The organism is Neisseria sp. RH3002v2g (genome assembly GCF_014596425.2).
Taxonomy (GTDB): Bacteria; Pseudomonadota; Gammaproteobacteria; order Burkholderiales; family Neisseriaceae; genus Neisseria.
In genome coordinates, this window is sequence record NZ_CP110721.1 from 1,829,721 (window position 1) to 1,850,738 (window position 21,018).

Annotated in this window: 17 protein-coding genes; 4 read left to right on the top strand and 13 right to left on the bottom strand. The window is 52.8% G+C overall.

Features of this window, described 5'->3' with window-relative positions; genetic code table 11:
- Nucleotides 1-107 precede the first annotated feature (107 nt).
- Together BBP27_RS08630 and sstT are read right to left on the bottom strand one after the other, a co-directional pair.
- Nucleotides 108-1,964, bottom strand: coding sequence for an ABC transporter ATP-binding protein (locus tag BBP27_RS08630; protein WP_188211354.1), 1,857 nt, complete (start codon nt 1,962-1,964; stop codon nt 108-110).
- 229 nt (nt 1,965-2,193) lie between these two features.
- Nucleotides 2,194-3,417, bottom strand: a complete 1,224-nt coding sequence (gene sstT / locus BBP27_RS08635) for a serine/threonine transporter SstT (protein ID WP_188211353.1) — start codon at nt 3,415-3,417, stop codon at nt 2,194-2,196.
- Between the two features lie 449 nt (nt 3,418-3,866).
- On the opposite strand from sstT, the gene BBP27_RS08640 reads away from it, so the two are divergent.
- Both BBP27_RS08640 and BBP27_RS08645 read left to right on the top strand, forming a co-directional pair.
- Nucleotides 3,867-5,708: an autotransporter assembly complex protein TamA gene (locus BBP27_RS08640; protein ID WP_188211352.1), complete on the top strand. Its 1,842-nt coding sequence runs from the start codon at nt 3,867-3,869 to the stop codon at nt 5,706-5,708.
- Nucleotides 5,709-5,786: 78 nt separating this feature from the next.
- The gene (locus BBP27_RS08645; protein ID WP_188211351.1) at nt 5,787-9,935 is read left to right on the top strand and encodes a translocation/assembly module TamB domain-containing protein; all 4,149 of its coding nucleotides are present in this window, start codon (nt 5,787-5,789) and stop codon (nt 9,933-9,935) included.
- A gap of 240 nt (nt 9,936-10,175) precedes the next feature.
- On the opposite strand, the gene BBP27_RS08650 is transcribed toward BBP27_RS08645, so the two are convergent.
- The 10 genes from BBP27_RS08650 to gltX all read right to left on the bottom strand — a co-directional run bounded on the left by BBP27_RS08650 (nt 10,176) and on the right by gltX (nt 18,657).
- On the bottom strand, nt 10,176-10,349 hold the full coding sequence (locus tag BBP27_RS08650) for an anti-sigma factor family protein (RefSeq protein WP_049323681.1): 174 nt from the start codon (nt 10,347-10,349) through the stop codon (nt 10,176-10,178).
- 12 nt (nt 10,350-10,361) lie between these two features.
- Nucleotides 10,362-10,940, bottom strand: a complete 579-nt coding sequence (locus BBP27_RS08655; protein ID WP_188211350.1) for a sigma-70 family RNA polymerase sigma factor — start codon at nt 10,938-10,940, stop codon at nt 10,362-10,364.
- Nucleotides 10,941-11,083: 143 nt separating this feature from the next.
- Complete coding sequence (locus BBP27_RS08660) at nt 11,084-11,770, bottom strand: HvfC family RiPP maturation protein (protein ID WP_188211349.1); 687 nt, start codon at nt 11,768-11,770, stop codon at nt 11,084-11,086.
- Nucleotides 11,760-12,602, bottom strand: a complete 843-nt coding sequence (locus BBP27_RS08665) for an HvfB family MNIO-type RiPP peptide maturase (RefSeq protein ID WP_188211348.1) — start codon at nt 12,600-12,602, stop codon at nt 11,760-11,762. The genes BBP27_RS08660 and BBP27_RS08665 overlap by 11 nt, the downstream gene beginning before the upstream one ends.
- Nucleotides 12,603-12,688: 86 nt before the next feature.
- The gene (locus BBP27_RS08670) at nt 12,689-12,961 is read right to left on the bottom strand and encodes a hypothetical protein (protein WP_049333024.1); all 273 of its coding nucleotides are present in this window, start codon (nt 12,959-12,961) and stop codon (nt 12,689-12,691) included.
- A gap of 96 nt (nt 12,962-13,057) precedes the next feature.
- Entirely contained in the window at nt 13,058-13,507 is a 450-nt protein-coding gene (locus BBP27_RS08675) for an HvfX family Cu-binding RiPP maturation protein (protein WP_188211347.1), read from the bottom strand.
- Between the two features lie 223 nt (nt 13,508-13,730).
- On the bottom strand, nt 13,731-16,040 hold the full coding sequence (gene recQ, locus BBP27_RS08680; RefSeq protein WP_188211346.1) for a DNA helicase RecQ: 2,310 nt from the start codon (nt 16,038-16,040) through the stop codon (nt 13,731-13,733).
- 216 nt (nt 16,041-16,256) lie between these two features.
- Nucleotides 16,257-16,592: a zinc ribbon domain-containing protein YjdM gene (locus BBP27_RS08685; RefSeq protein ID WP_108699916.1), complete on the bottom strand. Its 336-nt coding sequence runs from the start codon at nt 16,590-16,592 to the stop codon at nt 16,257-16,259.
- A 59-nt stretch (nt 16,593-16,651) separates the two neighbouring features.
- Entirely contained in the window at nt 16,652-16,990 is a 339-nt protein-coding gene (locus BBP27_RS08690; RefSeq protein ID WP_049335715.1) for a hypothetical protein, read from the bottom strand.
- Between the two features lie 272 nt (nt 16,991-17,262).
- Complete coding sequence (gene gltX, locus BBP27_RS08695; RefSeq protein ID WP_188211345.1) at nt 17,263-18,657, bottom strand: glutamate--tRNA ligase; 1,395 nt, start codon at nt 18,655-18,657, stop codon at nt 17,263-17,265.
- Between the two features lie 163 nt (nt 18,658-18,820).
- On the opposite strand from gltX, the gene BBP27_RS08700 reads away from it, so the two are divergent.
- Nucleotides 18,821-19,915 carry an ABC transporter substrate-binding protein gene (locus BBP27_RS08700; protein ID WP_049352478.1) on the top strand — a complete coding sequence of 365 codons (1,095 nt, stop codon included), beginning with the start codon at nt 18,821-18,823 and terminating at the stop codon, nt 19,913-19,915.
- A 117-nt stretch (nt 19,916-20,032) separates the two neighbouring features.
- The gene (locus BBP27_RS08705; RefSeq protein WP_003686739.1) at nt 20,033-20,290 is read left to right on the top strand and encodes a hypothetical protein; all 258 of its coding nucleotides are present in this window, start codon (nt 20,033-20,035) and stop codon (nt 20,288-20,290) included.
- Between the two features lie 70 nt (nt 20,291-20,360).
- On the opposite strand, the gene BBP27_RS08710 is transcribed toward BBP27_RS08705, so the two are convergent.
- A complete protein-coding gene (locus BBP27_RS08710) occupies nt 20,361-21,017 on the bottom strand; it encodes a YdcF family protein (RefSeq protein ID WP_049352480.1) in 657 nt (218 codons plus the stop codon).
- Nucleotide 21,018: the final 1 nt, after the last annotated feature.

Below are 21,018 nucleotides of genomic sequence, written 5' to 3' on the forward strand. Positions count from 1 at the left end.
AACTAAGGTTTCAACTGAAAAAGCAGTTATCCCGCCTGCCCTTTGCTTCATGAATAAAGGCCGTCTGAAAATGTTTTCAGACGGCCTGTTATCTTCTTTCAAAGCGTTTAATTGTTTTCCCACTCGACATGCTCACTCAAGAAGCCGCCGCTTTGGTGCGCCCAAAGTTTGGCATACAAGCCTTGTTTCTCGAGGAGCTCGGCATGGCTGCCTTCTTCAATGATGCGGCCTTTGTCCAAGACGATGAGGCGGTCCATCGCGGCGATGGTGGAGAGGCGGTGGGCGATGGCAATCACGGTTTTGCCTTCCATCATTTTATCGAGGCTTTCTTGGATGGCGGCTTCGACTTCGGAGTCGAGCGCGCTGGTGGCTTCGTCAAGCAACAGAATCGGCGCGTCTTTAAGCATGACGCGGGCGATGGCGATGCGCTGGCGCTGGCCGCCGGAAAGTTTCACGCCGCGTTCGCCGACGTGTGCGTCATAACCGCGCCGGCCTTTGGCGTCGGAAAGGTTAGGGATGAAATCGGCGGCTTCGGCGCGTTCGGCGGCGGAAATCATTTCGGCGTCTGTGGCGTCGGGGCGGCCGTAGATAATGTTGTCGCGCACGGAGCGGTGCAGCAGAGAAGTGTCTTGCGTTACCAAACCGATTTGGGCGCGCAGACTTTCTTGGGTAACGCTGTCCACGTTTTGACCGTCGATCGAAATCGTGCCGCTTTGCGGTTCGTAAAAGCGCAGGAGCAGGTTAACGATGGTGGATTTGCCTGCGCCGCTGCGGCCGATCAAGCCGACTTTTTCGCCGGGTTTGATGTTCAGGTTAAAGCCGTTGAGGAGCGGTTTGCCTGCTTCGTAGGAGAAATCGACGTGTTCAAACTTGATTTCGCCCCGGGTAACTTTCAGCGGCAGGGCTTGCGGCTTATCGAGGATGGTGTGGGGTTTGGACAGGGTGGCCATGCCGTCGTTGACGGTACCGATGTTTTCAAACAATCGGGCGGATTCCCACATGATGTATTGCGACAAACCGTTCACACGCAATGCCATGGCCGTGGCGGTGGCGACCGCGCCCACGCCGACTTGGCCGTGATACCAAAGCCAAATACCCAAGGCGGTTGTGCCGACGGTCAGCGAACTGTTGACGATAAAGCTGCAGGTGTGCAGCAGCGTTGCCAAACGCATTTGGGCATGGACGGTTACCATAAACTCTTCCATCGACTGTTTGGCATAAGCGGCCTCGCGTGCGCCGTGGGAGAAGAGTTTGACGGTGGCGATATTGGAGTAGGCATCGGTAATGCGGCCGGTCATCAGCGAGCGCGCATCGGCCTGACGCGCAGCGGTTCTGCCGAGTTTGGGAATCAGGAAACGCATAATCATCGCGAATCCAATCATCCAGCAGATAAACGGCACGATAAGCCAGGCATCGAATGAGGACAGAATCACGCCGGAAGTGATGAAGTACACCAACACATACACAACCATATCGGCAACGGTCATCACCACATCACGCAGCGCCAGCGCGGTTTGCATGACTTTGGCGGACACGCGGCCGGCAAACTCGTCCTGATAAAAGCCCAGGCTCTGACCCAGCATCAGGCGGTGGAAATTCCAGCGCAGGCGCATGGGGAACACGCCTTGCAGGGTTTGCAGGCGTACATTGGAAGCAAAAAAGGTCCAAACGGCAAAAAATGCCACCATGGCCATCATGCCGATTAATGCATGGCCTTTTTCAACAAAAAGCGTTTGCGGCGTATAAGCGCCGAGCCAGTCGACCACCTTGCCCATAAACTGGAACATCAAGGCTTCCATAATGCCGACGCCGACCGTAAACACAGCCAACACGGCAATCCATTTGCGCACGCCTTCAATGTTGCTCCAAATAAACCGCCACAACCCTTTTTCTGGCGTTTTCGGAGCGGCTTCGGGATAAGGGTCGATGCGGGACTCGAACCATGAGAATATTTTTTTAATCATTGTTTTTGCAAATGTGATAAGACGGTCAGGCCGTCTGAAAAGAGGTGTTCAAATACATTCAAGACTGTATTTTACGGGAAAAATCTAACTGATGACAGCGGATACCGTCAGTCCGATCAAACCAATCTATCGGCTTGACCATCTAAAAATTTTCCTTTTCTTTGCCCAAAACAAAGGCCGTCTGAAACTTTTCAGACGGCCTTTGCTGGATTTAGGTTGCCCTTAAAAATTACTCTTTACGTTGACGGCCCAAATCGGCAGCGGCAGTAAACAAAACGTCGGTGGAAGAGTTTAACGCAGTTTCTGCAGAGTCTTGAATCACGCCGATAATGAAGCCGACGGCAACCACCTGCATGGCCACATCGTTATCGATACCGAACAGGCTGCACGCCAAAGGAATCAGCAACAATGAGCCACCGGCCACACCGGATGCACCGCACGCGCTGACAGTTGCCACCAGGCTCAGCAGCAGGGCAGTGGCGAAGTCAACCGTAATGCCTTGCGTGTGCGCCGCAGCCATCGCCAAAACGGTAATGGTGATGGCCGCACCGGCCATATTGATGGTTGCACCCAATGGAATGGAGATAGAGTAAGTGTCTTCGTGCAGACCCAGTTTTTTCGCCAATGCCATGTTCACAGGGATGTTGGCGGCGGAAGAACGGGTAAAGAAGGCATACACGCCGCTTTCGCGCAGGCAGGTAAACACCAACGGGAAAGGATTGCTGCGGATTTGCGACCACACAATAATCGGGTTGACCACCAACGCAATAAACAACATACAGCCGAGCAATACGGCCAACAGCTGCATATAGCCGGCAAGCGCTTCAAAACCGGTTTCCGCAATAGTAGAAGACACCAAGCCGAAAATACCCAGCGGCGCAAAACGGATAATCCATTTCACAACGGTCGAAACGGTGTCGGCCAAGTCGGCGGCCACTTGGCGGGTCGTATCCGAACCGTGATGGCGCAAAGCCGCGCCCAATACCAAAGCCCAAGCCAAAATGCCGATATAGTTGGCATTGGCCAGCGCGTTAATCGGGTTGGCCACCAAATTCATCAGCAGCGTTTTCAACACTTCGACAATGCCGGAAGGCGGCGCAACGGATACATCGCCGGCCGTACGCAGAATCAGCGTGGTCGGGAATGCCATACTGGCAATGACTGCCACCACAGCCGCAGCAAACGTACCGAAAATATACAAAATCAAAATCGGTTTGATGTGGGCCTGATTGCCTTTTTGGTGTTGCGCAATGGCGGCAGTCACCAAAACAAATACCAAAATCGGCGCGATAGCCTTAAGCGCACCGACAAACAGGCTGCCCAGCAGTCCTGCGCTGATACCGACTTGCGGCGAAAATGCACCTACAAGAATACCTAAAACCAAGCCGATGGCGATTTGTGCCACCAGGCTGACGCGATTGAGCGCGTTCAAAAGCGGATTGCCACTTGCCATATCCGTTCCTTCACAATTTAAAGATATGTTAAAAAAGTCTTACATTCTAAAATAAAAAATCATTTGTCGGCGAGGTTTTCATGCACACCTCACAAAAACAGCATTAAAATTTAACATTTATGACATAGTTGGCATTTTATGCCAAAAATACGGTAAAACCTACTCAAACCCTACTTTAAAGTATGCCCATACCGTTGCTTTACTTCTCTATATCTTGCTTTCAGACGGCCTGAAATCTGCGCCATAAGGCCGAATACAAAGGTAACTTCATCAGTCAAAATACAAAAACATAAATATTACAATCAGATAGAAACAAATTAAAATCCGCCCTTAAGCCGCATTTTGCAACGTTATCGCGCTAAATTTCCGTTTATATCCATAGCCTGAAAGCTTGCAGAAATAATGTTAAAATCCACAAACTGAAGAATTGTCGCTGTCGAACACACATCATGACCAAACTGACCTACCCTGTTTTATTTGCATCATTGGCGCTCGCCTACGGACACGCGTTGGCAGTAGATACTTCCGTTCCCAAAGCGGAAGACTACGAGGCCGTTCCCGAATCCGAAATGCCCAAGCAGCCCAAAGACGACCAAACAGGCAAACTCAAGCCCAAATTCCCCGTCAAAATCGACACCCAAGACAGCGAAATCAAAGAAATGCTTGAAGAATACCTGCCGCTGATTACCCAGCAGCAGGAAGAAGAGCTGGATAAAGAGCAGGTCGGCTTCCTCGCCGAAGAGGCGCCCGACAACGTCAAAACCATGCTCCGGACCAAAGGCTACTTCAACAGCAACGTCAATATTCAAGACCACGGCGAGAGCTATACCGTCAACGTCACCCCCGGCCCGCGCACCAAAGTCGACAACGTCAGCGTGGCCATCCTCGGCGACGTATTGAATGACGAAAACCTGGCCGAGTACTACCAAAATGCGATGGAAAACTGGCAGCAGCCCATTGGCGAAAACTTCGACCAAGACGGCTGGAATGCGAGTAAAACCTCCGTCCTCAGCGCGGTAACACGCAAAAAATACCCTTTGGCGAAACTCACTACCACCCAAGCCACCATCAATCCCAATACCCAAAAGGCCGACTTAAACGTCATCGTGGAGAGCAACCGCCCGATTTACTTCGGCGAGTTCCAAATCACCGGCACGCGCCGCTACCCTGAGAGCGTGGTTTCCGGCATGGCGCGCTTCCAACCCGGTTCGCCTTACGACTTGGACAAAATACTCGACCTGCAACAAGCGCTTGAGCAAAACGGCCACTATTCCGGCGCGTCCGTACAGGCCGACTTCGACCAACTGCAAGGCGACCGCGTCCCCGTCAAAATCAACGTGACCGAAGTCAAACGCCACAAACTGGAAACCGGTATCCGCTACGACTCCGAATACGGAATCGGCGGCCGCATCGCCTACGACTATTACAACCTCTTCAACAAAGGCTACATCGGCTCGGTTGTTTGGGACATGGACAAATACGAAACCACGCTGGCCGCCGGTATCAGCCAGCCGCGCAACAACCGCGGCAACTACTGGACAAGCAACGTTTCCTACAACCGCTCGACCACGCAAAACCTTGAAAAACGCGCCCTGTCCAGCGGCATTTGGTATGTCCGCGACCGTAACAATATCGATGCCCGCTTCGGCCTCGAATTCATTACCGAAGACCGCAAAGTCCCCGACACCAGCTACGATTTGGGCCGAAGCCATGCCACCATGCTGACCGCCTCATGGAAACGGCAAAGCATCGAAACCGAGCTGCATCCTCAAAACGGCTATTACCTCGACGGCAAAATCGGCTCGACCTTGGGCAAATTCCTCTCCTCCACCCAAATGGCGCGCGCTACAGCACGGGCAGGCTATTTCTTCACACCTGAAAACAAAAAAATCGGCACCTTCATCGTCCGCGGGCAGGCAGGCTACGTTTACGCCCGCGAAGGCGAAGAAGTGCCTTCCAGCCTGATGTTCCGCACCGGCGGCGCGACTTCCGTACGCGGTTACGAACTCGACAGCATCGGTTTGGCCGGCCCCAACGGCTCCGTCCTGCCGCAACGCGCCTTGGTGGTCGGCAGCCTCGAATATCAATTTCCGGTCACCAAAAGCTTCTCCGGCGCCATCTTCCACGATGTCGGCGACGCGGCAAGCAACTTCAAACACATGACCTTAAAACACGGTACCGGCTTGGGTGTGCGCTGGTTCAGCCCGGTTGCGCCGTTCTCCTTCGACATTGCCTACGGCCACCACGACAAAAAAATCCGCTGGCACATCAGCTTAGGCACAAGGTTTTAACAAACATACACCATCCATTTTTTCAGACGGCCTCAGCCATTCCAGGCCGTCTGAACAACAGACAAACAGAAAAATATCATGACCGATACTGCAAACACTTCCACGCCTTCTGAACAACAGCCCGCCCCGCCAAAGCGCAAAAAACGCCTGTTGCGCGGCTTTGTCCTGTCCGCCTTGGGCGTATTGACCGTTTCCGCTGGCGCGATCGGCTGGCTGGTCGGTACGGAATCGGGTTTGCGTTTCGGTTTGTACAAAATTCCGTCATGGTTCGGCGTCAAAATCTCTTCGGATACGCTGAAAGGCACGCTGATTGAAGGTTTTGAAGGCGATAAATGGTTGATTGAAACAGACGGTGCGGACATCAAAATCAGCAGCTTCCGCTTTGATTGGAAACCGTCCGAGCTGTTCCGTCCGTCTTTGCATATTACCGAAGTCGTGGCCGGCGACATCGCCATCGTGACCAAGCGCACGCCGCCCAAAGAAGAAGAGCCGTCAAAAGGCCTGCCCGACAGCATAGACTTGCCCGTTACCGCCTATCTCGACCGTTTGGAAACCGGCAAAATCAGCGTGGGCAAGCGTTTTGACAAGCAGACCGTCTATCTCGACCATCTGCACGCGGCCTATCATTACGACAAAAAAGAACACCGCCTCCACATCAAAACCGCCGATACGCCCTGGAGCAGCTCGACAGGCGCGGTGGTACTCGGTTTGAACAAACCTTACGTCCTCAATACCGCCATCTACACCAAAGGCCAGCTTGAGGGCGAAACCATACACGGCACGGTGCGCCTGTGGGGCAGCCTGCAAGACGTGTACACCGACCTGCTGCTCGACGGCGACAACGTTCATTTGTCTGCCAAATCCACCATCCACCCATTCGCCGACAGCCTCAACGAAACCGTCGGCGAAATCCTGGTTAAAGGTTCCAACATCAATCCGCAGGCCTTCCTGCCCACCCTGCCCAAAGCACGTCTGAATTTCGACGCCACCACCATTCCGTCCTTTACAGACGGCGTTGCGCTGGAAGGCTCGATAGACTTGGAAAACGACCAAGCCGGTTTTGCCGATGAAAACCATATCCCCGTCAAACGCATCCTCGGCGAATTCATCGTCGACGACAAAGGCACGGTCAAAATCGAAGACATCGGCGTCGGCCTGCTCAAAGACGGCAGTATCGATGTATCCGGCTCTATCGACACCGCCCAAGACCAGCTCAAACTCGCACTGGGCATCAACAATACCGGCGCAGACGACTTTGTCCGTCAAAACATCGCAGGCCGTCTGAACGGCAGTATCGATGTCAAAGGCGAAACCTCCTCCCCCGTCGTCAACTGGAATCTCGACAGCGGATTCGCGCGCACAGACGGCATGCTGTTTTTCCAAACCGACAAACAGCTCGGCCAGCGCACACTCAAGCTTGACAAAGTCCGTCTGGTTCCGCAAAACGGTGGCGAACTCAACGCCAAAGGCTCGCTCGAACTCTTCAAAGACCGCAAACTGCAACTGGATATCGTCAGCAAAGCCTTCAACCCTGCGCGCATCGATCCGCAGCTTCCGCAAGGCAGCGTCAACGGCAACATCAACTTGACCGGCATACTGGCGCAAGAAAAATTCGCCGGCAAAATGCAGTTTGCACCGAGTACGCTCAACGGCGTTCCGCTCAGCGGCAAAGCCGACGTTGCCTATGAAAACAAACACCTCTCGCGCGCCCTGACCGACCTGACCCTCGGCAGCAACGTCATTAAAACCAACGGCAGCTTCGGCAAAAAAGGCGACCGCCTCAATCTCAACATTACCGCCCCCGATTTGTCGCGTTTCGGCTTCGGCTTGGGCGGCCTGCTCAACGCGCGCGGCTACATCTCAGGCAGCTTTTCAGACGGCCTCAAAACCCTTGAAGCCGATTTGAACGGCGAAGCGCGCAACTTCAAAGTCGCCGATACCGTCAACATCCGCACCCTCGACTTCAAGCTCAAAGGTTCGCCCGACACCAACCGTCCGCTGAGTGCCGATATTAAAGGCGAACACATCGCCGTCTCCGGCGGTGCGGCCATGATCGACAACGTCAACCTGCTCATCAGCGGCACCGGTTCGCACCACCACATCCGCGGCAACAGCAATATGGCTGTGGACAACAAACGCTATAAGCTCGACCTCGACGCCACCGGCGGCCTCAACAAAGACCAAACCCAATGGAAAGGCACGGTTGACACGCTCGACATCAACGGCGCGTTCAACCTCAAACTGCAAAACCGCCTCAACCTCGAAGCCGGCAGTGAACGCGTTTCCCTCAGCAGCGCACGCTGGGCGGCCATGGGCGGCAGCCTCAACCTGCAAAATTTCGTTTGGGACAAAAAAGCCGGCATTACCAGCAAAGGCAGCGCACAAAATCTGCACATTACCGAGTTGCACAACTTCTACACCCCGCCCATCGAACACAACCTCGTCTTGGGCGGCGACTGGGATTTGGCGTACAGTCAAAACGCGCGCGGCTTCCTCAACATCAGCCGACAAAGCGGCGACATCATCCTGCCGAATAAAGACCCGAAAAACAAACAGCCTTTGGGACTTTCCGCACTCGCCCTGCGCACCCATTTCCAAAACGGCCGCATCGACAGCACGCTGGAAGGCAACACCCGTTTCGGCAAAGTTGACGGCACGCTCGGCATCGCCCAACAGTTCGGCAACAACATCAACAACGCCCCTGTCAGCGGCAAGGTCAATATCAGCGTTCCCGATTTGGGCTCGCTCAAATCCTTTATGCCGGCCACAGCCCAAGGCATTGCAGGCCGTCTGAACGCGACTGCCACCATCGGCGGCCGACTCGGTTCACCTACCGTCAACAGCAACCTCGACCTCCAAACCAATTACGGCCGGGCCGACGGTACCGTCAACATCGGTCAAGGCACCAGCTTCGATACCGCCCCCCTGAGCGGCAAACTCAACCTGAACGTCGCCAACCTCGAAGTCTTCCGCAACTTCCTGCCCGTCGGCCAAACCCTCAAAGGCCGTCTGAACGCCGCCGTCAGCTTGGCAGGCCGTCTGAACGATCCGCAACTGAGCGGCCAGATTAACGGCGACAACCTCTATTACCGCCATCAAACCCAAGGCCTGATTCTCGACAACGGCGTATTGCGTTCGCGCCTGCAGGGTCAAAAATGGGTAATCGACAGCCTCAAATTCCACCGTGGCGGCACGATTGAGCTCAAAGGCGCGGTCAACCTTGCCAACGCCAACCCCGATGTCGACGTGGACATCGTCTTCGACAAATACCGCACCCTCTCGCGTCCAAACCGCCAACTGCAGCTCTCCGGTGCGGCCAAAGTCCTCTACAATCCGGAAAAAGGCGTATCGCTCAACGGCACGCTCAACACCGACTACGGCAGGTTTGGTTCGCAAAAATCCTCCATGCCGACCCTCGATGACGACGTGGTTGTACTGGGCGAAACCAAAAAAGAAGCAACGGCCACCACGCCGATTAATCTGAACCTTGTCTTGAACATCAACGACAATGTCCGTTTTGTCGGCTACGGCGCAGACGTTACCATCGGCGGCAAACTGGCCATCACATCACGTCCGGGCGAAACCGTCCAAGGCGTCGGTACCGTGCGCGTTGTCAAAGGCCGCTACAAAGCCTACGGCCAAGACCTCGACATCACCAAAGGATCGGTTTCCTTCGTCGGCCCGCTATCGAATCCAAACCTCAACATCCGTGCCGAACGCCGCCTCTCCCCAGTCGGCGCAGGTGTCGAAGTCCTCGGCAGCCTCAGCAATCCGCGCGTAACCCTGGTTGCCAAAGAAGCCATGAGTGAAAAAGACAAACTCTCCTGGCTCATCCTCAACCGTGCCAGCAGCGGCAGCGACGGCGACAATGCCACGCTCTCTGCGGCCGCCAGCGCACTGCTTGCCGGCCAAGTCAACGACCGCATCGGCCTCGTGGATGATTTGGGCTTTACCAGCAAACGCAGCCGCAACGCCCAAACCGGCGAGCTCAACCCTGCCGAACAAGTCCTGACCGTCGGCAAACAGCTCACCAACAACCTCTACGTAGGTTACGAATACGGCATCTCCAGCGCCGAACAATCCGTCAAACTCGTGTACCAACTGACCCGCGCCATCCAAGCCATTGCCCGCATCGGCACACGCTCATCCGGCGGCGAATTGAAATACACCATCCGCTTTGACAACTGGTTCGGCAAAGACGAACCCGAGCCGGAAGAACAACACTAAAAGCCGTGAAAAAGGCCGTCTGAAATTCATCTTTCAGACGGCCTTTATCTTGTTCTACCGTATTAGAATCTTTCTCCCATGCTTCAAATAGACAAAGGCCAACGGCGCAAGTTTGAAAATAAAGGCAACTAAAAAAGTGGGCGGCCAGCCACGGCTTATTCAAGATTAGCGATAAATCAAGCGGACACAAAAAGGCCGTCTGAAACTGACAGGGGTAGGTTTTAGACGGCCTTTTTTGAATCATCGAAACATCTTGTGCATGGCGTTGCTGATTAATTCGAGCTGTTTCTTATATTCGCGGCAACGGGGACAGAGCGACAGGTGGACGGCAAGGGCAATGCGGTTAAAAAGACTGAGACGCACTTGGTCTTGCTGTTTGGAAATCAGATCGGTTATTTTGCGGCATTTTTTCATGGCATTTTCCTGTCAGACATGGGAGAACCATTTGATTTGCAGACACTGGCGCAAGGTTTCGCGCGCGCGGTGCATGATGGTGTGGTAGTTGGCATGGCTGATGCCGCATTGCTCGCGGATTTCATCGCTTGAAAAGCCGAGAATCTCTTTCATGGTAAACACGCGGGCGGTGTTTTCCGGCAGATGGTAGAGGCAGGTCTGCAAAACTTGATAGAACTCTTTATTGTGCAAACTGGCTTCGGGCGAGTCCCAACCCTGAGGCTGACCTTCGTCCGTCCAATGCCCGTCGGCGGCAAAATGTCCTTCAAAAGCTTCATCCAAGGCTTCCTCGTCGCGCGTGACGAAAACTTGGCGTTGCCGCCCGATTTGGCGCAGGCAGTCGGTAATTTTGTTTTTTAAGATTGCAAACAGCCAGCTACTCACTTGTGCATCTCCTTTGAAACCTTCGGCCGCGCGGTAGGCGGAAAGCATGGTTTCCTGGACGAGGTCTTCCGCCAAATCGGGGCGGTCGGGCAGCTGGATATGGGCAAAGCGCAGCAGCAGTTTGCGGGATTCGGCAAGCTCGGCATCGGTCAGTTCGGGTAGGGCCATAATGTATCAGTATGAAATGAATGATCAATATGCTTCTGATTTTACGCTGATACGGCAAGAGCATGCGATTGAATCTATAAACGATTTCAGTAGTATTTTTGTTTCGCCGAAACCGACTGCACCTATTTTCAGACGGCCTTGATTTATGCCGCAACCAAAATGCCCTGTTCCAGCCAATCCGTCCATTTCTGCCTTAATGCGTCCTGCCAAGCGTTTTCAGACGGCATGAACTCTGCCAGCATGGTTTGCAGGCCGTTTAGAGAAGTGGGCGTTTCTGCCAGTGTTTCCAGCAATAAGGCGTCGAAATCGTTGAGCGTTTGATACATCACGTCGTCTTCCTTATCGCGCCACACCAAAACAGCAGTTTCCGCCTCCTGTAATTCGTCGGTCACATCATACTGATAACGGCGCACAAAGGCGGCGGGAGAAAGGGTGTGCGCCAAATCATCTGAATCGGCGGACGAGGCTTCGCTGTCAGTTTGAGCGGTTTCGGCAAGCAGCTGGGAGTGTTCAAAGTCCATCAGTGCCAAAAGGTCGTCTGAAAGCGGCAGGCTTTGGCAGTATTGGAGGAACTCGCCGGGAATTTCTTGAAAATAGGGCGTTTGGGCGCGCGCGTCGCGGACGAAACCTTCTTTCAGACGGCCCCATTCTTCGCTGTCAAAGTATTGCAGCGTTTCTGTATAACAGCGGTCGATAAAGCTGTGAATATTGTTGCGTATCAGGCGGATATAGACATTCAGGCGCTCTTGCGGTAGTCCGTCTGCGGCTTTGCCTTCGCGTATGGCTTGGGCAAAGCGGTGTTGGTATTGGGCGGAGGTTTCAGGCTGCACAGCGGTATTCCTTTCCGGCACGCGTTTGATATTCGGCGATTTTGGCAACTTCGGCTTCGAGTTCGGCAAAAGGCGGGAAATTGAAATCGCGTTCCAACAGGGTGGGCGGAATCGTCGGCAGTTTGGCATAGGCAAGTTCGAGCAAATCCCAAACGGTCGGTAAAACCGCCGCGCCATGCGTATCAATCAACAATTCCGGCGTTTCCACATCATGCCCGGCAATATGGATATAGCACACGCGCCCTGCATCCACATTTTCTAAAAAGGCTTCAGGCGACAACAGTCCGTGATTGACGGCGTTGACGTAAATATTGTTCACGTCCAAATGAATGCCGCAGTCGGCTTCACGGGCAACCGCGTTAAGGAACTCGACTTCGTTCATTTCGGCAAGCGGAGAATGCAGGTAGTAGGACGTGTTTTCTACGGCAATGCGGCAGCCCAACCGATCCTGCACTTCGCGGATACGGCGCGCGGTATGTTGCACCATTTCTTCAGTGAAAGGCAGCGGCAACAAATCGTAAAGATGACCACCATCATGGCAGTAGCTCAAATGATCGGAGAAAAACGTGCAGTCATAACGGCGCATCATTTCTTTGATTCCGTCTATCAAGGCGGTATCCAGCGAGGCTTGTCCGCCCAGCGACATGGATAATCCGTGCAACGCCAACGGCAGCCGTTCCGCCACGCGGTCAAATTGTTTGCGCGCCCTGCCGCCCATTTTCAGCCAGTTTTCGGGGGCGGCTTCGATAAAGCGTATCGGGCTGTCGTCTGAAAGCGAGAGGAAGTCTTCCGCCAAGTCGCGGCGGTAGCCCAAGCCTGCGTGTTGAATCATGGTGATGTCCTGTTATGGTGCCGTATGAACGACAAAGTCGCATTTTCGTTTGTAAAATGCGACTTTGTTAAAGGTATGTTGCAGGATTATTTAGAACCGCATTTACCTTCGCCGCATTTGCCTTCTACTACTTTGGCAGCTTTGGCTTTAGATGCTTTGCCTTTTTTGGCGTGTGCTTTTTTCATGGCTGCGCCACAAGAACCTTCACCAGCTTTGGCAGCCGCGCCGCAAGTACCTTCGGCAGCTTTAACAGTTTTCTCAACGGCCACGTCGCTAGCGGCTTTATCAGCGGCAACAACACCGGCAGCCAAAGACAGGGACAGTGCACCGGCCAAAGCAGCAGCTACATTTTTTTTCATTTCAACTTCCTTTTTAAAATATGGGTTTAAATAAATCAAGAGATAATATCGGGCATTTAAAGTCGGCCCGCGACCATTAATCCTTAAAGATAATCCTTAAAGAAAATGCTTGATGCGGCAACAGCGTTTCTTCAGCAGGGCATCCAAAGACAGACGGCCAGCGCCCTGCAATAGGACAGGAAATAAAACCACCAAATAAATCAGTGCCATTTTATAACCGTTGTCGCACACATTGTAACCCAAGCCGGCATGTACCGCAGACCATGCGACAGCCGTTACGACCATCAATCCCAATGCAGACAGCCGCGTTGCCAAGCCGACAATAAGCAGCGCAGGCAAAACCAGTTCCGCCCACATGGCCAAATTCCAGTTGACCGTATCCGACAACCAATTGAACGGAAAGGGAAATTGACTGTTTATTTCTGCAAACCAGTTTTCCCCGTTCCATTTTTCCAGGCCGGACTCAAGAAATTCATACGCGGCAAAAAGCCTGAGCATCAACAAACCGAAAGCGGCCTGCCAAGAGAGGTTGGATGAGGTGTTCATTTATTTTCCTAATCGATGTGTGTCGAATGGGATGGGACGAAAAATCCATCGGCACCATCCCATTTTTCATGCCTGTTTAGACGCGGCAGCTTTAAAAAACTGACAAAATAAATGAAGATATTTTCTTATTCATTGTTTTATAAAGATTAAAAATTCAAAAAGGCCGTCTGAAACACCATGCTTGATTGGGTTTCAGACGGCCTTTAATGATAATCGCAATCCATTAATCCGCTTGTTTGCACAATTCGACAATTTCCGCGCCGTATTTGTCGGTTTTCTCCTCATTCATGCCGTGGATTTCCGCCAGTTCCGCCAAATCTTGCGGCCGTCGGGCGGCAATGGCGCGCAGGGTAACTTTGCTGCATATCTGATAGGCTTCGAGGCCTTCATGGCGGGCAGTATCGATGTTCCACTGAAGCAGGCGGCGCATCAAGCGGCGTTTGCGTTTGTCCTCTTCGCTCAGGCCGTCTGAAAACGGGCGGCAGATGTTTAAAATGCCCTCGCCGTATTGTTCGATGCGTTTTTCACCGAGTTTATACACGCCCAAAAGGTCGATGGGTTCGGCAGGCGTATTGGTCAGTAAGTCGTCCATGCTTTCGTTGGAGAATACCGTTCCCAGTGTGACTTGATCGGCACTTGCCTGCTGCTCGCGCCAAGTTTCCAAAGCCTGTTTTAAGGCCTGTTCGCGCTCGCCCAAGCTGTGGATAACTTGTGCGCTGTCTGTGGAAACCGTACCGGCTTCGGCCGTTTCGCAAACGTCGAGTATCTCCAAACCGAATTTATTGATTTTCGCCTCGCCCAAGCCGTAGATTTGATGCAAATCTTCCAAACTTCGGGGCATTTTTTCGACAATATCGCGCAGGGTTTTGTCGCCGCAAACCACATAGGCCGGCACTTCCTCTGCCCGGGCGCGTTGTTGCCGCCATTGGCGCAATGCCTGCCACAAACGCTCTTCGCGCTCGGTACGCAACCAATCGTCTTTCGGCTTTTGGGTGGCCGTTTTTTCGCGGCGCAGGGGGCGCAACATGACTTCGGTTTCGCCCTTGAGGACTTTTTTGGCCGCTTCGGTCAGCTGCAGGGCTTGATGTTGCTCGACGTTGACAGTGAGATAGCCCAGGCTGATGCACTGGCGGATGACGCTGCGCCATTCCTTGTCGGTCTGTTCGCTGCCGATGCCGAATGTGGATAACTTGTCATGGCCGTTGCGCTGTATCCAATCGTCGCTTTTACCGCGCAAAAGGTTGGTGATGTAACCGGCGGCAAAACGTTGTCCGGCGCGGTACACGCAGCTGAGTAATTTTTGCACCAACACCGTGCCGTCAAACCGCACGGGCGGATGCAGGCAGTTGTCGCAATGGCCGCAGGGTTCAGATTCTTCTCCGAAATGTTTGAGCAGCAGTACGCGGCGGCAGGCGGCGGTTTCGCAGACGGAAAGCATGGCATCGAGTTTTTGCATTTCGATTTGCTTTTGCACTTCGTCGCTGTTGCCTTCGGCAATCCGTTCTCGCAGCAACACCCAATCGTTCAAGCCGTAACACAGCCAGCTCACGGCAGGCAGCCCGTCCCGGCCGGCTCGCCCCGATTCCTGATAGAAATGTTCGACACTTTGGGGCATATCGAGATGGGCGACAAAGCGCACGTCAGGTTTGTCTATGCCCATGCCGAACGCCACGGTCGCCACCACAATAATATTGTCTTCATGCGTAAAGCGGCGTTGGTTTTCCTCGCGCACGTCCATGCTCAAACCGGCATGATACGGAATCGCCTCCAAGCCGTTTTCACACAAAAACTGCGCCACATCCTCGACTTTTTTGCGGCTTAAGCAATACACAATGCCGCTTTGCCCATGCATCTGCTTGCGGATGAAATCCAGCAATTGTTTTTTGCCATTATTTTTTTCGATAACCTGATAATAAATATTCGGGCGGTCAAAGCTGGAAATAAATTCGGGCGCATTGTCCAAGTGCAGATAATGCTTGATGTCGGCGCGCGTGGCCGCATCGGCGGTAGCGGTCAGGGCGATGCGCGGGACATTCGGATAGCGTTCGGCAAGCATGCCGAGCTGTTGATATTCGGGGCGGAAATCGTGTCCCCATTGGCTGACGCAATGTGCCTCATCAATGGCAAACAGGCTGACGGTTTGTTGGTCGAGAAAACGCAAAAAGCGGTCGGTAACCAAGCGTTCCGGCGCGACATAAAGCAGTTTCAGACGGCCTTGGGCAAGCTTGTCGGCAATCTCGTGCGCCTCATCCGCCGATGTGCTGCTGTTGACTGCCGCCGCTTCAATCCCGGCCACATGCAGGCTGGCCACTTGGTCGTTCATCAGCGCAATCAGCGGCGATACGACAACCGCCACGCCTTCGCGCATCAGCGCCGGAATCTGGTAACACAAAGACTTGCCCCCGCCTGTCGGCATCAGCACCATCAAACTCTCGCCGCCGGCCAAAGCATTGACAATAGCCTCCTGCTTGCCACGAAATTCGGGATAACCGAATACTTCGTGCAAAATCTGTTTGGCGGTCGGCTGAGGCATAATGGTTCCGTAGAATAGGGGAAAGCGTTATTTTAACGGTTTTGCACCCGCGTATGTGCGGAACATTTTGCCGCCGCTTTTTCAGACGGCCTGAAATTCAAATTTATAAAACTCATTCAATTTTAAATAAGCATTTATTTTATCTTGAATGAAATAAATGAAGGCCGTCTGAATCCTACTCTTCGGATTTCAGACGGCCTTTCAAAAATAAAATCTTTAGGCTTTTTTGACGAACTCAGATTTCAAGTTCATCGCGCTGCCATCGATTTTACAACCGATATTGTGGTCGCCCTCTTGCAGGCGGATGCCTTTGACTTTGGTGCCTTGCTTGATGACCATAGAGCTGCCTTTGACTTTCAAATCTTTAATCAAAACAACCGCATCGCCATCTTGCAATACCGCGCCGTTGGCATCTTTGACTTCCAAGGCATCATCGCTTGCAGCCACAGCATCGGCCTCGTTCCACTCATGGGCGCACTCAGGGCAAACGTATTGGGCACCGTCTTCGTAAGTGTATTCGGAGTGGCATTTCGGGCAGGGAGGTAGAGACATGAGGTTTCCTTATAAATATGATAAAAGAAGCGTAAAACGCAAATAATACAATGTCTAAATTATTGATTCGCCTTGCTGCCGCCTATGCCGTAAACGGCATTCCACGCCGCATCCAACATCTGACCGGCTTGTTGCAGCTTGGCATTTTGCTGCTCTTTCTGAGCCAAGGCCGTCTGAATTTCGCCTTTCAAACGGTCAATATCGGATTGCGCAGCCTGCAAACGGCGCTGCGCGCTTTCCAAATCGCTTTGCAGGGAAATGATTTTGCTGTCGTTGCTGTTTTGCTCATGCAAAGCGGCACGGTAAACCGATTGAACGGACAGCAAACGGTCTTCCGCCTCACCGGCATACGCCGCGGCGGCAGATAACATCATCAGGGCAAGTAAGGTTTTTTTCATGGGTTTTCCTTTAAAGTTGTTTGATTTGTAAAGTAAAGCGCAGAGCCGATTTTTCAGCTGCCAAGTTTACATAAATATGCTTGTTGGTCTTTGTTCTTGATGGTTTATTTTATCCAATCCGGACATTCAGGCCGCCGATAAAAGTTAATTCAATCAAATGTTGTGACAGGCAGCTATTATTTTCTCATATTCTCCGCCTTATTCCATTATTTTCTGGTTTTATTAGAAAAGGCCGTCTGAAACATTTCAGACGGCCTTTTATCATTCATGCCTTACGAACGAATCCGTTTCAACACTTCTTCTTTGCCGATTAATGCCAATACGGCATCGACGCTTGGGGTTTTCGCCGTACCGCAGACCGCGAGGCGCAGGGGCATGCCGAGTTTGCCCATTTTGATGCCTTCTTCGTCGCAGAAGGGTTTGAAGAGGTCGTGGATGGCTTCGGCGTTCCAGTCTTCCAGCCCTTCGAGGCGTTCGGCAAAGCGCAGCATACGGGCGGCGGCTTCATCGTCCCAGTGTTTCTGCACATCTGCTTCGGCAGGCGTTTGTTTGACGTAGAAGTAGAGGCACTCGTCGGCGAGGGTGTTCAGGTCTTGGGCGCGGTCTTTGACCAATGCCAACACATCTTCCAAAGCAGGCTTGCTGGTTTCATGGATATCGCGCAGGGCGAGGCGGGGTTTAACGAGTTCGGCCAGTTTTTCGTTGGGCGTGATTTTGATGTGTTCGCCGTTGATCCAGTAGAGTTTCTTCAAGTCCATACGGCTTGGAGACGGGGAAACGTCTTTCAAATCAAACCATTCAATGAATTGTTCCATTGTGAAGAATTCGTCGTCGCCGTGCGCCCAGCCCAAGCGTGCCAAATAGTTGAGCATGGCTTCGGGCAGGATGCCCATTGCGCCAAAATCGGTAATGGCAACGGTATCGCCACTGCGTTTGGAGATTTTTTTGCCTTGTTCGTTAAGAATCATGGGCAGGTGGCCGTATTCGGGCAGGTTTGCTCCGATGGCTTTTAAGATGTTGATTTGTTTCGGGGTGTTGTTCACATGGTCGTCGCCGCGGATAACGTGGGTAACGCCCATGTCGTAGTCGTCCACCACGACGCAGAAGTTGTAGGTCGGCGTGCCGTCGGCGCGGGCGATAATCAGGTCGTCAAGCGCTTCATTGGGAATGGAGATTTCGCCTTTGACCAAATCCGTCCATTTGGTCACGCCGTCCAAAGGCGTTTTGAAACGGACAACGGGTTGCACGTCAGCAGGGATTTCTGGCAGGGTTTTGCCTTCTTCCGGACGCCAGCGGCGGTCGTACGTCGCCGTGCCTTCTTTTTCGGCTTTCTCGCGCATGGCTTCCAGCTCTTCTTTGCTGCAATAGCAGTAGTAGGCATGGCCTTTTTCTAAAAGTTCGGCGATGACTTCTTTATAGCGGTCGAAACGGCGGGTTTGGTAAACGACGTTGTCGGCGTTGTCGTAGTCCAGGCCGACCCATTTCATGCCGTCGAGAATGATGTTGACAGATTCGGCAGTAGAGCGCGCCAAGTCGGTGTCTTCGATACGCAATAGGAACTCGCCTTTATGATGGCGGGCAAACGCCCATGAAAACAAGGCGGTGCGTACGCCGCCGATGTGCAGGTAGCCGGTGGGGCTGGGGGCGAAACGGGTTTTGACGGTCATGATGGCTCCAAAGTCTTTGAAAACAGGTATTTTACTTTTTCGGCGTGGTTTAAACAATGTAAGGCCGTCTGAAAATAATGTTGGCGCAGAAGGACCGTCTGGGACTTTTCTCCTGAAAACAAATCAAATATAATGATAATTATTTCTTTTAAAGGATCCGCTCATGAACAAACGCGCTTTATTTGCCGCCCTCGCCCTCCTGCCCCTTTTTGCCCAAGCCGAAATCAAAACTATCAAAGATGTATTGGGACGCGAAGTCAAAGTCGATGTCCCTGTCAAACGCGCGGTTTTGGCGTTTTACTATCCCGACTATATCGCGGTAACGGGCGCGGACAAATTTAAAAACGTCATCGGCATTTCGCGTGAGTTTTGGGAGAAATTCAATCCCGGCAGCTGGGCGATGTTCAAACAGAAGCTGCCTACGCTGCAAAACATTGCGGACATCGGCAACATCAACACCGGCACGTTTTCACTGGAGAAAACGCTCGCGCTCAAGCCGGACGTATTGATTCTGGCCGACTGGCAGTATAAGGCCATCGCCACCCATCTGCCGCGCATTAAAGCGGCAGGCATACCCGTCGTCGTGGTCGATTTCAACGCCGAAACCGTCGCGCGGCACACGCGCAGTGCGGAAATTTTCGGCGAACTCAACGGTACGCAGGCGCGCGCCCAAAAAATTGCCGCCGAATACGCCCGAGGCATTGCCGACATCCAAAAACGCGTCGCACGCGCCAAGCAGTCCAAACCGAAAATCTATATCGAGTTCGGCGATAAAGGCCCGTCCGAATACAGCTACACCTTCGGCAAAGATATGTGGGGCGCGATTGCCGACACAGCAGGCGGCAACAATATCGCCGCGCCTTACATTAAAAACTGGGGACCGATAAACCCTGAAAAATTCCTGACGGCCAAACCCGACGTCATCGTCATTTCGGGGACGGAAAACGGCCATAAAGACAAGCCTGACATTATGGCGATGGGCATAGGCATCAGCCAGGCCGATGCGCAACGCCGCCTGGCCGGATTTGTCAAACGCAAAGGCTGGGCAGACATTCCTGCCGTCAAAAACAAACGCGTTTACGGCATCTACCACACCGCCTCCCGCTCGCTCGCCGATTTGGCCAGCGCGCAATTTATCGCCAAAACCCTGTATCCGCAGCAGTTTGCCGACATAGACCCAAACAAGACCTATCTGGACTTCTACCGCAAATACCTGCCCGTCGTGCCGGACGGTACGTTTTACATCCAATTGAAATAGCGGCTGCAAAAATCATAGGCTCAGGCCGTCTGAAGATTCAGACGGCCTGAGCATGCTATGCCGATAAAGATTTAATGAGTATAATTACTGTTCTTTCAACAAAATTACTGGGTACGTATGAACGGACAAAACCAAATCGGCCATCAGCAGGCTCCTGTTGTAAGCGTCAAAGAATGGTTGCTAACAAACTTGATTATGATGATTCCGCTGGTCAATCTGATCATGATGCTTGTGTGGGCATTCAGCTCAAACACCAATCCGAATAAAGCCAATTATTTCAAGGCTGCCTTGATTCTGTTTGCCATCGTAATGGCAATTTATCTGGTGCTGGCTGTAGTCATTTTTGGCAGTATAGCTGCAAATCAATATCAATAAGTAAGCATACATTTAGGCCGTCTGAAACCTAAAAGGATTCAGACGGCCTTTTACATGGATTACCGAAGGCTCAACCACCTATCCAATTCCAAACGGCATCGCTCCATTTGCCGATACGGTAGAGAAACAAAGAATAGCTCTCCTGCATCAGAAACTTGGCTTTCTTGCTGCGCTCATCAAAGCGCGTGGTCGGGGTGGCGGAGAACTGCGCATCTGACAAGCCCAAATCGGCGGCCATTTCTTCGGCACGCGCCAAATGATACGGGTCGCTGACAACGATAATGCTGCCGACTCCGTTGGCGTGCATGATGGGGACGATATTGCGCAGGTTTTCGTAAGTGTTGCGCGACGTGTTTTCAAACAGGATATTGTGCGCCGGTATGCCCTGCTTGAGCGCGTATCGGCGCCCCACTTCGGCTTCGGTCATAAATCCTTTTTTGGGTGTCCCGCCGGTGAAAATGATTTTACCGACCCGATGGCTTTGGTAGAGCGTAATGGCGTGGTTGATGCGCTCACGGAATACCGGCGACGGGCGTTTGTCCCACGCCGCCGCACCCAACACCACCGCCGCATCGGCATGAGCGTCCTTCGGCAAGGTTTGCAAACCTGTCCGGTAAATCTGCCATGTGCCGGTCAAAAAAATACCGCACACCAGCAAAACGCTCAAAGCAAGGCCGCGAAACAGGTAATATCGCAGGCCATTGCGGCTTTTAAGCAGGGAAATCATC

Bases quoted from the DNA above. Each gene is read 5' to 3' on its own strand.
- BBP27_RS08685 (WP_108699916.1), bottom strand. From the start codon at position 16,592: ATGTCTCTACCTCCCTGCCCGAAATGCCACTCCGAATACACTTACGAA.
- recQ (WP_188211346.1), bottom strand. From the start codon at position 16,040: ATGCCTCAGCCGACCGCCAAACAGATTTTGCACGAAGTATTCGGTTAT.
- BBP27_RS08700 (WP_049352478.1), top strand. From the start codon at position 18,821: ATGAACAAACGCGCTTTATTTGCCGCCCTCGCCCTCCTGCCCCTTTTT.
- BBP27_RS08650 (WP_049323681.1), bottom strand. From the start codon at position 10,349: ATGAAAAAATGCCGCAAAATAACCGATCTGATTTCCAAACAGCAAGAC.
- BBP27_RS08665 (WP_188211348.1), bottom strand. From the start codon at position 12,602: ATGATTCAACACGCAGGCTTGGGCTACCGCCGCGACTTGGCGGAAGAC.
- sstT (WP_188211353.1), bottom strand. From the start codon at position 3,417: ATGGCAAGTGGCAATCCGCTTTTGAACGCGCTCAATCGCGTCAGCCTG.
- gltX (WP_188211345.1), bottom strand. From the start codon at position 18,657: ATGACCGTCAAAACCCGTTTCGCCCCCAGCCCCACCGGCTACCTGCAC.
- BBP27_RS08630 (WP_188211354.1), bottom strand. From the start codon at position 1,964: ATGATTAAAAAAATATTCTCATGGTTCGAGTCCCGCATCGACCCTTAT.
- BBP27_RS08640 (WP_188211352.1), top strand. From the start codon at position 3,867: ATGACCAAACTGACCTACCCTGTTTTATTTGCATCATTGGCGCTCGCC.
- BBP27_RS08705 (WP_003686739.1), top strand. From the start codon at position 20,033: ATGAACGGACAAAACCAAATCGGCCATCAGCAGGCTCCTGTTGTAAGC.
- BBP27_RS08710 (WP_049352480.1), bottom strand. From the start codon at position 21,017: ATGATTTCCCTGCTTAAAAGCCGCAATGGCCTGCGATATTACCTGTTT.
- BBP27_RS08645 (WP_188211351.1), top strand. From the start codon at position 5,787: ATGACCGATACTGCAAACACTTCCACGCCTTCTGAACAACAGCCCGCC.
- BBP27_RS08655 (WP_188211350.1), bottom strand. From the start codon at position 10,940: ATGGCCCTACCCGAACTGACCGATGCCGAGCTTGCCGAATCCCGCAAA.
- BBP27_RS08675 (WP_188211347.1), bottom strand. From the start codon at position 13,507: ATGAACACCTCATCCAACCTCTCTTGGCAGGCCGCTTTCGGTTTGTTG.
- BBP27_RS08670 (WP_049333024.1), bottom strand. From the start codon at position 12,961: ATGAAAAAAAATGTAGCTGCTGCTTTGGCCGGTGCACTGTCCCTGTCT.
- BBP27_RS08690 (WP_049335715.1), bottom strand. From the start codon at position 16,990: ATGAAAAAAACCTTACTTGCCCTGATGATGTTATCTGCCGCCGCGGCG.